Source organism: Phytohabitans flavus (assembly GCF_011764545.1).
Lineage (GTDB): Bacteria > Actinomycetota > Actinomycetes > Mycobacteriales > Micromonosporaceae > Phytohabitans > Phytohabitans flavus.
The window spans coordinates 7073819-7086556 of the sequence record NZ_AP022870.1 but is presented as its reverse complement, the minus strand read 5'-3'; the positions used below and the strand labels follow the sequence as shown (position 1 = coordinate 7086556).

General features: G+C 70.1%; 12 protein-coding genes and 1 pseudogene. 9 read left to right on the top strand and 4 right to left on the bottom strand.

The annotated features are described in order from the left end of the window. The first annotated feature begins 83 nt into the window (after positions 1 to 83). The 3 genes from mshA (at position 84) to Pflav_RS31095 (ending at position 3360) form a co-directional block, all read left to right on the top strand. Positions 84 to 1433: a D-inositol-3-phosphate glycosyltransferase gene (mshA, locus tag Pflav_RS31105; protein ID WP_377307762.1), complete on the top strand. Its 1350-nt coding sequence runs from the start codon at positions 84 to 86 to the stop codon at positions 1431 to 1433. Next, positions 1433 to 1939, top strand: a complete 507-nt coding sequence (locus Pflav_RS31100; RefSeq protein ID WP_415624348.1) for a type III secretion system chaperone family protein — start codon at positions 1433 to 1435, stop codon at positions 1937 to 1939. The genes mshA and Pflav_RS31100 overlap by 1 nt, the downstream gene beginning before the upstream one ends. 335 nt (positions 1940 to 2274) lie before the next feature. After that, positions 2275 to 3360, top strand: coding sequence for a CaiB/BaiF CoA transferase family protein (locus tag Pflav_RS31095; RefSeq protein WP_232072125.1), 1086 nt, complete (start codon positions 2275 to 2277; stop codon positions 3358 to 3360). A 6-nt stretch (positions 3361 to 3366) separates the two neighbouring features. Here the strand turns inward: Pflav_RS31095 and Pflav_RS31090 are convergent, their stop codons facing one another. Then, a complete protein-coding gene (locus Pflav_RS31090) occupies positions 3367 to 4692 on the bottom strand; it encodes an MDR family MFS transporter (protein ID WP_173040337.1) in 1326 nt (441 codons plus the stop codon). 119 nt (positions 4693 to 4811) lie between these two features. Here Pflav_RS31090 and Pflav_RS31085 point away from each other — a divergent pair, with 119 nt between their 5' ends. Next, on the top strand, positions 4812 to 5561 hold the full coding sequence (locus Pflav_RS31085; protein WP_173040335.1) for a phosphoglyceromutase: 750 nt from the start codon (positions 4812 to 4814) through the stop codon (positions 5559 to 5561). A 3-nt stretch (positions 5562 to 5564) separates the two neighbouring features. On the opposite strand, the gene phoU is transcribed toward Pflav_RS31085, so the two are convergent. Beyond that, positions 5565 to 6224, bottom strand: a complete 660-nt coding sequence (phoU, locus tag Pflav_RS31080; RefSeq protein WP_173040333.1) for a phosphate signaling complex protein PhoU — start codon at positions 6222 to 6224, stop codon at positions 5565 to 5567. Positions 6225 to 6368: 144 nt separating this feature from the next. On the opposite strand from phoU, the pseudogene Pflav_RS31075 reads away from it, so the two are divergent. Together Pflav_RS31075 and Pflav_RS31070 are read left to right on the top strand one after the other, a co-directional pair. Further along, a pseudogene (locus tag Pflav_RS31075) lies at positions 6369 to 7702 on the top strand (sensor histidine kinase). Positions 7703 to 7725: 23 nt separating this feature from the next. Continuing rightward, a complete protein-coding gene (locus Pflav_RS31070; RefSeq protein WP_173040329.1) occupies positions 7726 to 8409 on the top strand; it encodes a response regulator transcription factor in 684 nt (227 codons plus the stop codon). Here the strand turns inward: Pflav_RS31070 and Pflav_RS31065 are convergent. Next, positions 8406 to 9263 (bottom strand): hypothetical protein, encoded by an 858-nt coding sequence (locus tag Pflav_RS31065; RefSeq protein ID WP_173040327.1) that lies wholly within the window; start codon positions 9261 to 9263, stop codon positions 8406 to 8408. The genes Pflav_RS31070 and Pflav_RS31065 overlap by 4 nt on opposite strands. 103 nt (positions 9264 to 9366) lie before the next feature. On the opposite strand from Pflav_RS31065, the gene Pflav_RS31060 reads away from it, so the two are divergent. Both Pflav_RS31060 and Pflav_RS31055 read left to right on the top strand, forming a co-directional pair. Further along, entirely contained in the window at positions 9367 to 10311 is a 945-nt protein-coding gene (locus Pflav_RS31060) for a Ppx/GppA phosphatase family protein (RefSeq protein ID WP_173040325.1), read from the top strand. A gap of 41 nt (positions 10312 to 10352) precedes the next feature. Further along, on the top strand, positions 10353 to 11162 hold the full coding sequence (locus tag Pflav_RS31055) for a sugar phosphate isomerase/epimerase family protein (RefSeq protein ID WP_173040323.1): 810 nt from the start codon (positions 10353 to 10355) through the stop codon (positions 11160 to 11162). On the opposite strand, the gene Pflav_RS31050 is transcribed toward Pflav_RS31055, so the two are convergent. Next, complete coding sequence (locus tag Pflav_RS31050) at positions 11149 to 11685, bottom strand: CGNR zinc finger domain-containing protein (protein ID WP_173040321.1); 537 nt, start codon at positions 11683 to 11685, stop codon at positions 11149 to 11151. The genes Pflav_RS31055 and Pflav_RS31050 overlap by 14 nt on opposite strands. 95 nt (positions 11686 to 11780) lie before the next feature. On the opposite strand from Pflav_RS31050, the gene Pflav_RS31045 reads away from it, so the two are divergent. Then, positions 11781 to 12704, top strand: a complete 924-nt coding sequence (locus tag Pflav_RS31045; RefSeq protein WP_173040319.1) for a proline dehydrogenase family protein — start codon at positions 11781 to 11783, stop codon at positions 12702 to 12704. The last annotated feature ends 34 nt before the right edge of the window (positions 12705 to 12738 follow it).

Below are 12738 nucleotides of genomic sequence, written 5' to 3'. Positions count from 1 at the left end.
AGAGAGCTGGATCACGTCTGGCACCACGTTAGATGCGCGCTCAACTGGTGATCGGGAAGATGAATCCCGCCACGGGGGTTGCAATGCCGGGGGCAGAGACTGCCGTCGTGGAAGGAGTACGCGTGTCGCACTGGCCGACGCCACGGCGCATCGCCACCCTGTCGGTACACACCTCACCGCTCGACCAGCCAGGCACCGGTGACGCCGGTGGCCTGAACGTTTACGTGGTCGAGGTCGCCCGCCGCCTCGCCGAGGCCGGGGTCGAGGTGGAGATCTTCACCCGGGCCACATCGCGCGAACGGCCCGGGTGCGTGGAGATGGCACCAGGGGTGACCGTCCGGCACATCATCTCCGGGCCGCTCGAAGGGCTCGCGAAGGAAGACCTGCCGGGCCAGATGTGCGCGTTCACCAACGGGGTGCTGCGCGCCGAGGCCGCGCACCCGCCGGGCTACTACGACCTGATCCACTCGCACTACTGGCTCTCCGGGCAGGTCGGCTGGCTGGCCAAGGAGCGGTGGGGCGTACCGCTGGTGCACACCGCGCACACGCTCGCCAAGGTCAAGAACACGCAGCTGGCCGCGGGTGACCGGCCCGAGCCGCTGGCTCGCGTCGTGGGCGAAGAGCAGGTGGTCGCCGTCGCGGACCGGCTTGTCGCCAACACCCAGGCCGAGGCCCGCGACCTCATCACGCGGTACGAGGCCGACCCGGCCCGCGTCTCAGTGGTGGAGCCGGGCGTCGACCTCGATCGCTTCCGCCCCGGCGCCGGTGGCCGGGCCGCCGCGCGGCGCCGACTGGGGCTGCCCGAGCGGGGGTACATCGTCGCGTTCGTCGGTCGCATCCAGCCGCTCAAGGCGCCCGACGTGCTGCTGCGCACGCTGGCCGCCCTGCGCGACCGGGAGCCCGAGATGGCCGAGCAGGTGACCGTCGTGGTCTGCGGCGGGCCAAGCGGGAGCGGTCTCGAGCGGCCCACCGCGCTCATCGATCTCGCTGACTCGCTTGGCGTCGCCGACTCGGTCCGCTTCCTGCCGCCGCAGACAGGTGAGGACCTGCCGGCCCTCTACCGCGCGGCCGACCTCGTGGCGGTGCCGTCGTACAACGAGTCGTTCGGGCTCGTCGCGCTGGAGGCGCAGGCATGCGGTACGCCGGTGGTGGCGGCCGCGGTCGGCGGTCTGGTTACGGCGGTACACGACGGCGTCAGCGGCGTGCTCGTCGACGGGCACGACCCGGCCGACTGGGCGATCGTGCTCGGCAAGCTGCTGGCCTGCCCGAGGCGGCGCGACGAGTTGGCCGCCGGCGCGGTCGGACACGCCCGCAACTTCTCCTGGACCCGTACGGTGTCCGGACTGCTCGCGGTCTACCGTGAGGCGGTGACCGAGCATCGCGAGCGGCTGGCCTCGTCGCTGGACGCCGCGGCGTTGAGGGCCCTGGCCTGATGAGCCGGGCCGAGGTCGGCGCGCTCATCGAGGCGGTCTGCGCGGAGCGGGAGCTGCCGTGCGAGGCGACCGGCGAGCTGTCGTACGCGGTGACGCTGCCCGGCACCCACAAGCTCAAGACCGTATGCAACCTCATCGTGGGCGAGCACGCGCTGCGCGTCGAGGCGTTCGTGATGCGGCAGCCGGACGAGCGGCGCGAGGAGCTCTGGGCGTGGTTACTGCGGCGCAACGCCCGGATGTACGGTGTGGCCTTTTCCATCGATAACGTTGGTGACGTTTATCTGACTGGCCGAGTGGGACTGTCCGGACTCGACGAGGACGAGCTTGATCGGCTGCTCGGATCCGTGCTGACGTACGCGGACGAATCGTTCGACACGATGCTCGAAATCGGCTTTGGTACGGCGATCCGGCGCGAATGGGAGTGGCGGGTCAAGCGCGGTGAGTCACTGGCTAACCTCCAGGCTTTCGCCCACATGTTCCCCGCTGGGCAGCAGCCAAACGTGTGACGGGCGAGACAACGTAATCGCCTTGTGTCAAGAAAGTGTTGCGCCGTAGCGTGATCTACACGCGCCGCACCTGGCAAAACAGTTCGGGGGAACTCTGGTCCGTCGTCGGGACCGCGTCAGGACAGGTGCTGGGGGATGGGTGGCAACCAAACGCCGTTGGGGGACGGCGCCACCTAAAGACCGGCGGCGACTGCGGGCGACGCTTACGGGGGTGAGTGTCGTCCGCCGCCGCCGGGCCGAAGATCCCGCCCCGCTTAGAGTCGGTGCATGGTTGGACCGCTCGCGGGTTGACGGTTATCGAAATTGCCGGGCTCGGGCCCGCTCCCTTCGCCGGTATGGTGCTCGCCGATCTCGGTGCCGCCGTCGTGCGCGTCGATCGCGTGGGCGTACCTGCCGTACCGCTGCCACCCCGCGAAGACCTGCAAGGCCGGGGCAAGCGCTCCATCGCGGTCGACCTCAAGCGACCCGAAGGCGCGGCTTTGGTCCGTACCCTCGCGGCCTCCGCAGACGTGCTCATCGAGGGCTTCCGGCCGGGCGTCGCCGAACGGTTGGGCATCGGACCGGCCGAGTGTCACGCGGTCAACCCACGCCTCGTGTACGGCCGGGTTACCGGCTGGGGTCAGGACGGCCCGCTCGCCACCACCGCCGGCCACGACATCACCTACCTGGCGCGCACCGGTGTCCTGCACGCGATCGGCCCAGCGGACGGCCCGCCGGTGCCACCGCTCAACCTGCTCGGCGACTACGGCGGCGGCGGGATGCTGCTCGTAGCTGGTGTGCTCGCCGCGCTGTGGCAGGCCCAGCGCACCGGCTCGGGCCAGGTGGTCGACGCCGCGATCGTAGACGGCGCAACGCTTCTGGCCACCCAGCTCTACGGCCTGCTCTACAGTGGAGCATGGCAGGACCGGCGCGGCGCCAACCTCCTCGACGGGGGCGCGCCCTTCTACGGCGTGTACGAGACGGCTGACGGTCGCCACCTGGCGGTGGGGCCGCTGGAGCCGAAGTTCTACGCCGAGTTCGCTGACCGGCTGGGCTTGGACTCGGCTGGGACGCCCGATCAACTCGATCTCCTGTCCTGGCCCCGCCTCCGCACCCTCATCGCCGCCCGGGTCGCCACCCGTACCCGTGACGAGTGGACAGAGGTCTTCGCGGACAGCGACGCCTGCGTGGCACCGGTGCTGTCGCTCGGCGAGGCACCGGCCGATCCGCATCTGAGCGCGCGTGGCGTCTTCGTCGAGGCGCACGGCGTCCGGCAGCCCGCAGCGGCCCCGCGTTTCTCGGCAACGCCCGCCGCTCCACCGTCCCTGCCCCCACCGCTGCCGGGCGAGCACACCCGCGCGGTACTGGAGGAGTGGTCCGTCCCCGACGCCGAGGCCCTGCTCGCCGCCGGCGTGGCTCACCAGGCCGCTCGCCAGGATTGAGGCGTCTCAGGAGACCCTGCTGAGATCGTCGGTGGCTGGCACGGCCTCGTCCGCGACAGCCGCGCCAAGGGCGGCGGTCGGGGCGGGGGCGGGCGGTGCGGGGGCCGGAGACGCCGACGCCGCGGCGAGTGTGGCCACGCGGCGCTCGCGGGAGGGACCGGAGAGGATATGGCCGACCGCGACGGCGGCGCCGATGCCCGCCGTGCCCAGCCACAGCGCGGTGTTGCCGCCGTGCTGCATGACGAAGCCGCCCAGCGTCGGCGCCAGGAACGCGGCCCCCGACCAGGAGAGGGAGAAAACACCCTGATAGCGCCCGCGGATGGCGGACGGCGACAGCTCGGCGATAAGCGTGGCGTTGGAGGGTGACGTGAGCATCTCGCCCATGGTCCAGATGAGCACCGTGACCGCGTACAGCCAGGGCGCGTCGGCCGCGGCGGTCAGGCCGAAGCCGAGCCCCGTGACAAGCGAGGCGACGGCGAGCGTGCGGGAGCGATCACGACCGCGGATCAGGCGGGGCACGAAGAGCTGGCCCGCGACGATGAGCACGCCGTTGAGTGCGATCACCCAGCCGAACGTCGACGGCGAGAGGCCATCCTGCCCCATCGCGATCGGGAGCATCGAGATGTGCTGTAGGAAGATCACGGCGCTGAGCAGGTTGAGCAGCAGGAAGCCGACGAACACCCGGTCGGCGAAGACGGTGTGCAGGCCGACCGCTGGTGTACTTGTGTCGCGGCGGCGACCGAAGCCCTGCGGGCGCCGGGTCTCCCGCACCTTGGCGAAGATGATGGCGGCCGTGGCGACCGTGGTGGTCGCGTCGACCACGAAGAGCAGCAGGAAGTCGGCCTGCGCGGCGAGGCCGGCGAGCACCGCGGCGAAGGCGAAGCCGAGGTTGATCGCCCAGTAGTTGAGTGAGAAGGCGCGCAGCCTGTCGCGCTCCGGCACGACGTCGACCATCATCGCCTGGAACGCGGGGCGCGTGGCGTCCATGAAGAAGCCGAGCACCAGCGCGCAGAGCGTGATTGTCCAGAGGTCGCGGGCAAACCCCATCGCCAGCAGCATGGTCGCCGCGCCGAGGTGCGCGGTGAGGAGCGTGGGGCGGCGCCCCCAGCGGTCGGCCAGCACGCCGCCGACCGTCACCCCCGCCGCGCTACCCAGGCCGAAGAGACCGATCACCAGGCCGGCCTGCGTCTGGGTGAAGTGCCGCTCGCTGGTGAGGTAGATCGCCATGAAGATGATGACGAACGAGCCGAGGCGGTTTACCAGCGTGCCGGTCCAGAGGTACCAGAAGGTGGTGGGTAGACCACCCGCGGTCTCCCGCAGCCAGCTCCGCACGTCCGGTACCTCCCCCGTAACGGCCGCACTCCTCGGCGTTCCTTACAAGCTAGTCCGGTGAATGGGAGCCACGCAGCCCGATTTCCGTGTGGCGGCTGTCACGGTGGCAGGATGAGGCCATGAGTCTGGGGACACTGGTGCTGCTACGGCACGGTGAGAGCGAGTGGAATGCGAAGAATCTCTTCACCGGGTGGGTCGACGTCGACCTGACCGCCAAGGGCGAGGCTGAGGCGCGGCACAGTGGCGACCTGCTTCGCGAGCACGGACTGCTTCCCGACGTGGTGCACACTTCCGTGCTGCGGCGCGCGATCCGCACCGCCGAGCTGGCGCTCAACGCGGCCGACCGGCACTGGATCGCCGTGCGGCGGTCGTGGCGGCTCAACGAGCGGCACTACGGCGCGCTTCAGGGCAAGAACAAGAAGCAGACCCTGGAGCAGTACGGCGAGGAGCAGTTCATGCTCTGGCGCCGGTCGTATGACACGCCGCCCCCGCCGATCGACGACAACGACGAGTGGTCGCAGGCCGGCGACCCGCGCTACGGCACGCTTCCGCCGGAGCTGATGCCGCGCACAGAGTGCCTCAAGGACGTGCTCGACCGGGCGCTGCCGTACTGGTACGACGGGATCGTGCCGGACCTGCTCGCCGGCCGGACGGTGCTGGTCGCCGCGCACGGCAACTCGCTGCGCGCCTTCGTCAAGCACCTCGACAACGTCTCCGACGAGGCGATCGCCAAGCTCAACATCCCCACCGGGATCCCGCTGCGCTACGACCTGGACGCCGCGCTGCGCCCGGTTACCGCCGGCGGTACCTACCTGGACCCGACCGCGGCCGAGGAAGCCGCCGCCGCGGTCGCCAACCAGGGGCGCTAGCGCTTAGGCCACGCCGGGCGGCTCGCTCGTCTCACCCGTGACGAGGTAGACGACCTGTCGCCCGGCGTTGACCGCGTGGTCCGCGTACCGCTCGTAGAAGCGGCCGAGCAGCGCGCCGTCGATCGCGGCCTCGGCGCCGTGTGGCCACTCCCTGTGCAGCAGGACGTTGAAGAGCTGCCGCTGCAAGTCGTCCATCGCGTCGTCGTCGCTCTCGAGCTCGGCGCCGAGCGTCGCATTCTGCGTGGTGAGCACCAAGCCGACCTTGCCCGCCATGCGGTCGGCCACCTCGCCCATGGAAGTGATCACACCGCGCAGCTCGGGTGGCACCGCCGGCGCCGGGTAGCGCCGGAGCGCGGTCTTGGCCACGTGCATGGCGAGGTCGCCCATCCGCTCGATGTCGAGGCTGATCTGGATGCCCGTGATCACCAGCCGGAGATCCGTGGCGACCGGCGCCTGGCGAGCCAGCGTGTCGTACACCAGCTGGTCGACCTGGCGCTGAAGATCGTTGATCTCGACATCGCGTGCGATCACCGTCTCGCAGATCTCGCGGTCGGCGGTGAGGAGGGCCTCGGTGGCGTGGCCCATCGCGGTGCGCGCCGCCTCGGCCATAGACACGAGGAGGCGGCCCACCTCCAGCAGGTCTGCTCGCAGCTCGTCACGCATCGCGTTGATGGTAGGCGATGGCTCGCGATCTCCGCCGTACGGGGGTAAACGACGCTCGGCCGAGCGGTGAACTCTATCAAAAGCGGGCCAAGTTTGTACCGTTCTGCGAATCAGCTTGGTTAACAATGACCCTACGATCACGACGTGGAGTGGGCGGTCGGAGCCGGCGTGGTCGGCAGTGTCCTTGGCCTGGTGGCCGGGGGTGCTGCGCTGCTGGCCGTGCGCGGCCGTGTGGGGGTCCGTGGTCCGCTCGTCCCGGCTGGCGATCAAGAGCCGGGGGAGAGGGCGCGGTTGCCGGGGGCTTCGGAGAAGCCACCCGCGAAAACGGGAGGCCGGCTATCGCCAAGGAGCAGCAGGGCCAGGTCTCTGGGCTGGGCCGCAAGAGTCTCGACGCGCTGCGGGTCGGGGTGGTGGTGCTCGATCAGGACGACGTCCCGGTGCTTGTCAACCCGGCGGCGCGGGCGATGGGCCTTCTGCGCGCCGGACCCCAGCCGGGCACGATCGCCGCGCACCCGATCGTGCGTACGCTTGCCGGCCAGGTCCGCCGCACCGGCGTGCGCCGGGAGGTAGAGCTCGACCTGCCGCGGGGCCGCGAGGGCGGGCCGCAGTCGCCGCTCGGCGTCCACCTGCGGGCCGTCGCGTTGGGCGGCAGCTTCGTGTCGGTCGAGGCCGCCGACGTGACCGAGTCGCACCGGGTCGACCGGGTGCGGCGAGACTTCGTGGCAAATGTGAGCCATGAGCTGAAGACCCCGATCGGTGCGTTGCAGCTGCTGGCCGAAGCGCTGCTCGACGCGACCGATCCGGACAGCGTCACCACCGACCCCGCCGAGGACGTGGCGGCCGCCCGGCGGTTCGCCGAGCGGATCCAGTCGGAGTCCACCCGCCTCGGCCGCCTCGTCAACGAGCTGCTGGAGCTGACCCGCCTCCAGGGCGCCGAGCCGCTGCCCGCACCCGAGCCGGTCGCGGTCGACTGGGTGGTGGCCGAGGTTATCGACCGCACCCGTACCGCCGCGTCCGCCCGGGACATCGAGGTCTACGTCAGCGGCGCCCGCGGCCTGACGGTGTACGGCAGCGACAGCCAGATCGCCACCGCCGTCGCCAATCTGGTGGAAAACGCGATCGCCTACTCGGCGGAGCACACAAAGGTCGATGTGGTCACGCGCGGTGACGACGAGTACGTTGAGATCGCGGTGACCGACCAGGGCATCGGGATCGGGCCGAGCGACCTCGACCGGATCTTCGAGCGGTTCTACCGAGCCGACCAGGCCCGGTCCCGCGCGACCGGTGGCACCGGCCTTGGCCTGGCAATTGTCAAACACATAGCGACGAATCACGGTGGTCGGGTGGAGGTGACGAGCAGGCTTGGCGGAGGGTCTACGTTCACCATCCGGCTGCCCGCGCGTCCGCCGGACGCCGTTCTGCCGCTACCACCGTCGGTTGAGATCGAGGCCGGTCCGGCCGAGCTTCGACAGGCCTGACGAGCAATAGGAAGGAAAGTCTGTTGGCCCGCGTGCTCGTGGTCGAGGATGAGGAGTCGTTCTCTGACGCCTTGTCCTACATGCTCCGCAAGGAGGGATTCGAGGTCTCGGTCGCCGCGACCGGCACCTCCGCCCTCACCGAGTTTGACCGGACCGGTGCGGACATTGTTCTGCTCGACCTGATGCTGCCCGAGATGTCTGGCACCGAGGTGTGCCGCCAGCTACGCCAGCGCTCCCACGTTCCGATCATCATGGTGACCGCGCGAGACAGCGAGATCGACAAGGTCGTCGGGCTGGAAATCGGTGCCGACGACTACGTGACGAAGCCGTACTCGCCTCGCGAGCTTGTCGCCCGCATCCGGGCGGTCCTGCGTCGCCAGAGCGTCGACGCGGTCGAGCTTTCCGCGCCCACGCTTGCCGCTGGCCCGGTGCGCATGGACGTCGAGCGCCACGTGGTGACCGTGGCCGGCGCCGCCGTCCAGCTGCCGCTCAAGGAGTTCGAGCTGCTGGAGCTGCTGCTGCGCAACGCCGGTCGGGTGCTCACGCGGGGACAGCTGATCGACCGGGTGTGGGGCGCCGACTACGTCGGCGACACGAAGACGCTCGACGTGCACGTCAAGCGCCTCCGGTCGAAGGTCGAGCCCGAGCCGAGCACGCCGCGCTACATCGTCACCGTCCGCGGCCTGGGCTACAAGTTCGAGCCCTAAATCGAGGCCTGGCGTTGCCGCCTCGTGGGCTTGAGTGGGATCGGGACCGGGGTCGCTGCCGTCGTGGCCGGGTGCGGCGCGACCATTCCGGCCTTGAGCCGCGCCGCGCACAGCTCGGCCAGCTTCGAATACGCCGCCTTGCCCACCAGCGCGGTCAGCTCCGGCTCGTAAGACAGGTACATCGCCTCGGTGCCGACGTGTGCCTCGGGCGAAGATGTGCACCACCAGTCGAGGTCGTGCCCGCCCGCGCCCCAGCCCCGCCGGTCAAACTCGGTCAGCGTCGTGACCAGCACCTTCGTGCCGTCCGGCCGCTTCGACCACTCCTGCTCGCGGCGCACCGGGAGCTGCCAGCACACATCCGGCTTGTACTCCAGCGGGTGCACCCCGTCGCGGAGCGCCTGGGCGTGCAGGGCGCAGCCGCCACCACCGGGGAAGTCGGCGTCGTTGAGGAACACGCACGGTCCCTCCTCGCCCTGCGTGGCCGTGCGGCGGGCCGGGTTGTTGCCGTCGATGGTGTCCATCTCCGTGTAGTTCTTGAACCCGCGGCGGTAGTGCTGCCAGGTCTCCGGCTTCAGCCGCTTGACCGCCGCCTTGACCCGGTTTTCATCGTCCGAGTCGGTGAAGAAAGCGCCGTGCGAGCAGCACCCATCGGCCGCGCGGCCGGCGATGATCCCGTGACACGCCTTACCGAAGACGCAGGTCCAGCGGGACAGCAGCCAGGTGAGATCGGCACGTACGACGTGCTTGGGGTCCTCCGGGTCGACGAACTCGATCCACTCCCGGGGGAAGTCGAGCGCGACTTCCTTGCTCCGCGGGTCCTGGGGATCATCGACGAGGACGTGCAGGCTTGCCACCTGGTCAGCTTACGCGCGCCTCATGCGTTCCCGTCGCTGGTCGCCGTGTCGCGCAAGCGATACATAGCGGCCCTCTGTCCAGTCCTCGACCTAAGGTTTGCGTATGCGTCTCGGTGTCCTTGACGTCGGTTCCAACACCGTGCACCTCCTCGTCGTGGATGCCCACCACGGCGCACACCCCTGGCCGGCCCACTCCGAGAAGGCCGTGCTCCGCCTGGCCGAGCAGATCGGCAAGGACGGCGCGCTCACCAAGACGGGCGCTGACGCGCTGGTCAAGGCCGCTGCCGACGCGATGACCGCCGCGGCCCGGCTGGTCACGGACGACCTGCTGGCATTCGCGACCTCCGCGGTCCGGGACGCCACCAACTCCGCCGCGGTGCTCGCCCGGGTCCGGGAGGAGACGGGGGTACGGCTTCAGGTGCTCACCGGCGCCGACGAGGCTCGGGCCACCTTCTTGGCGGTACGGCGGTGGTTCGGCTGGTCCGCCGGGCGCCTGCTGGTGATGGACATCGGCGGCGGCTCGCTGGAGCTCGCGGCCGGTATCGACGAGGACCCGGACCTGGCGATGTCGCTGCCGCTCGGCGCCGGCCGGCTGACCCGCGACCGGCTGCACATCGACGGCAACACCGCCACGCCGCCGTCCGCGCACCGGGTCGACGAGCTGCTCGAGTACGTGGAGGACATGCTCGACCCAGCCGTGGAGAAGCTCTCCGAGGTCGGCTGGGACCGGCCGGTCGCCACGTCGAAGACGTTCCGCACGCTTGCCCGCCTCGCCGGCGCCGCCCCCTCGACCTCCGGGCTGTGGGTACCCCGTCAGCTGCACCGCGATGGGCTCCGGCAGGTGATTGGATTCATCCGGCACATCTCGCCCCGCGAGCTGTCCGGCTTGGAGGGTGTGAGCGCGCGCAGGGCCCACCAGCTGCTCGCGGGCGCGATAGTGGCCGAGGCGACGATGCGCCGGCTCAACATCGACGCGGTCGATGTCTGCCCCTGGGCGCTGCGCGAAGGGGTCATTCTTCGCCGCCTAGACCAATTGGAGCCGGCGTAGCGCCAAAGCGCATTTACCACCGTGGCGATACTCTGGCAAGCGTGAGTTCCAGCGTCCCAGTGCTCCTGTCCAGTTCCTCCGTCTTCCCTGAGCCGACGGCGGCGGCCTTCGAGATGGCCGCCACCCTGGGCTACGACGGCATCGAGGTCATGGTCTGGACCGACGCTGTCAGCCAGGACGCCGGTGCGCTGCGTGGCCTGGCCACGCACTATGGCGTGCCGGTGCTCTCCGTGCACGCGCCGTGCCTCCTGGTCACCCAGCGGGTGTGGAGCTCTGATCCGTGGGAGCGGTTGCGCCGCGCGGCGGTGCTCGCCGAGTCCCTGGGGGCGCCGACCGTGGTCATCCACCCGCCGTTCACGTGGCAGCGTGACTACGCTCGTACCTTCGGTGAAGGATTGACCCGATTGGCCGAAAAGCACCCGGATGTGACGTTCGCGGTCGAAAACATGTACCCGGTGCGGATGGCTGGCCGGGAGTTCGTGCCGTATGTCCCGGGTTGGGATCCCACCGCGACCGGCTACGACGCGTATACGCTGGATCTTTCGCACTGCGCGGCCTCGCGCTCAGATCCGCTGGCCATGGCCGACACGATGGGCTCCCACCTCGCCCACGTGCACCTGGGCGACGGCACAGGCGAGGGGCGCGACGAGCACCTGGTGCCCGGGCGTGGCAATCAGCCCTGCGGCGAGCTGCTGGCGTCGCTGGCAGGGCGCGGGTTTACCGGCTCGGTGGCGATCGAGGTGGCCACGCGCAAGGCGAGCAGCCGCGCGGTCCGCGAGGCCGACCTGCGTGAGTCCTTGGCGTTCGCGCGGCAGCACCTCGCCACACCGACGCCTGTCACACCGCGGTAAGCAGCTTCTCCTTCTTACGGGCGCGGTGGGCGGCCACGTGGGAGCGGGTGGCGCACCGCTCCGAGCAGAACCGCCGGCAGTTGTTGGACGAGGTGTCCAGGTAGACGTTGCCGCAGCGCTCGTCGGCGCAGACGCCGAAGCGGGCGCTGCCGTACTCACACAGCCAGACGGCCAGGCCCCAGACGGCGCCCGCGAGGAACTCGGCGCTGACTGAGGCGCCCCGGCTGGTCACGTGCATGTGCCAGTCACTGGCGTCGTGACCGGAGATCCGCGGCTGGACGGGGAAGGCCTCCAGCAGCGCGTTGAGCTCGGCGACAGCCTCGGTGTCGCGGCAGGTGGTGCCGAACTCGAAGACATCTCGCAGGCGCTTCTGCGCCCGGCGGAAGATGGCCAGGTCGCGCTCGACAACCTCGCCGCCCATCCAGGAATTCTCTTCGCCGAAGAGGCCCCGGAGGCCGTCGAGGTCGTCCAGCGACGCGTTGACAAGGTCAACGGCGGTCCTGGCATACGCGTCGAAGTTCACCCGACAACCGTAGACGACGGGGGGCCTCAATGGCGCGTCGCGACGGTGCGGACGGTAACCGTTCCACTCCGGGAGGCGGGCGTTACGCTCGCCTCATGCTGCGATCGGTCATCCTCGCCGCCTCCCGGTCAACCCGGATGGAGCGGCTCGTCGAAACCGCCCCGCTCACGCGTGGTGTGGTGCGGCGGTTCGTCGCCGGTACGTCCCCGGACGACGCGCTACGGGCGACCGGTGAGCTGGTCGCCAACGGCCTCGCGGTGAGCCTCGACGTGCTGGGTGAGGACACCGAGACAGCTGAGCAGGCGGTCGCCACCCGGGATGCGTACGTGTCGTTGCTGGCCAGCCTCCGGGGTGCCGGGATGACCCCGGCCGCCGAGGTGAGCGTCAAGCTCTCCGCGCTGGGGCAGAAGTTCGACGAGCAGTTGGCGTACGACGGGGCGCGGGCGATCTGCGTGGCCGCCTCCGAGGCGGGCACCACTGTCACGTTGGACGCCGAGGACCACACCACCACCGACTCGACCCTGGACATCCTGACCAAGCTGCGGACCGACTTCCCGACCACGGGCGCGGTGCTCCAGGCGTACCTGCGGCGGACCGAGGCGGACTGCCGGGAGCTGGCGACCGCGGGCTCACGGGTGCGGCTGTGCAAGGGGGCGTACAAGGAGCCCGAGTCGGTGGCGTACCAGTCCACTCTGGACGTCGACAAGTCGTACGTGCGCTGCCTCAACATCCTTATGTCCGGCGACGGGTACCCGATGCTGGCCACCCACGACCCGCGCCTGATCGCGATCGGCGAGGACCGGGCCCGGTGGTTCGACCGCTCGCCGGACGAGTTCGAGTTCCAGCTGCTGTATGGCGTACGCCCGGAGGAGCAGGCTCGCTTGGCGGCCGAGGGGTACACGGTGCGTGTCTATGTCCCCTACGGCACGCAGTGGTACCCGTACCTCATGCGCCGCCTGGCCGAACGGCCCGCGAACATGGCCTTCTTCCTCAGGGCGCTGCGCGCAAAGGGTGCGTGAGCGAGCTTGCGAGCGAACCATTGGGCTCAGGGAT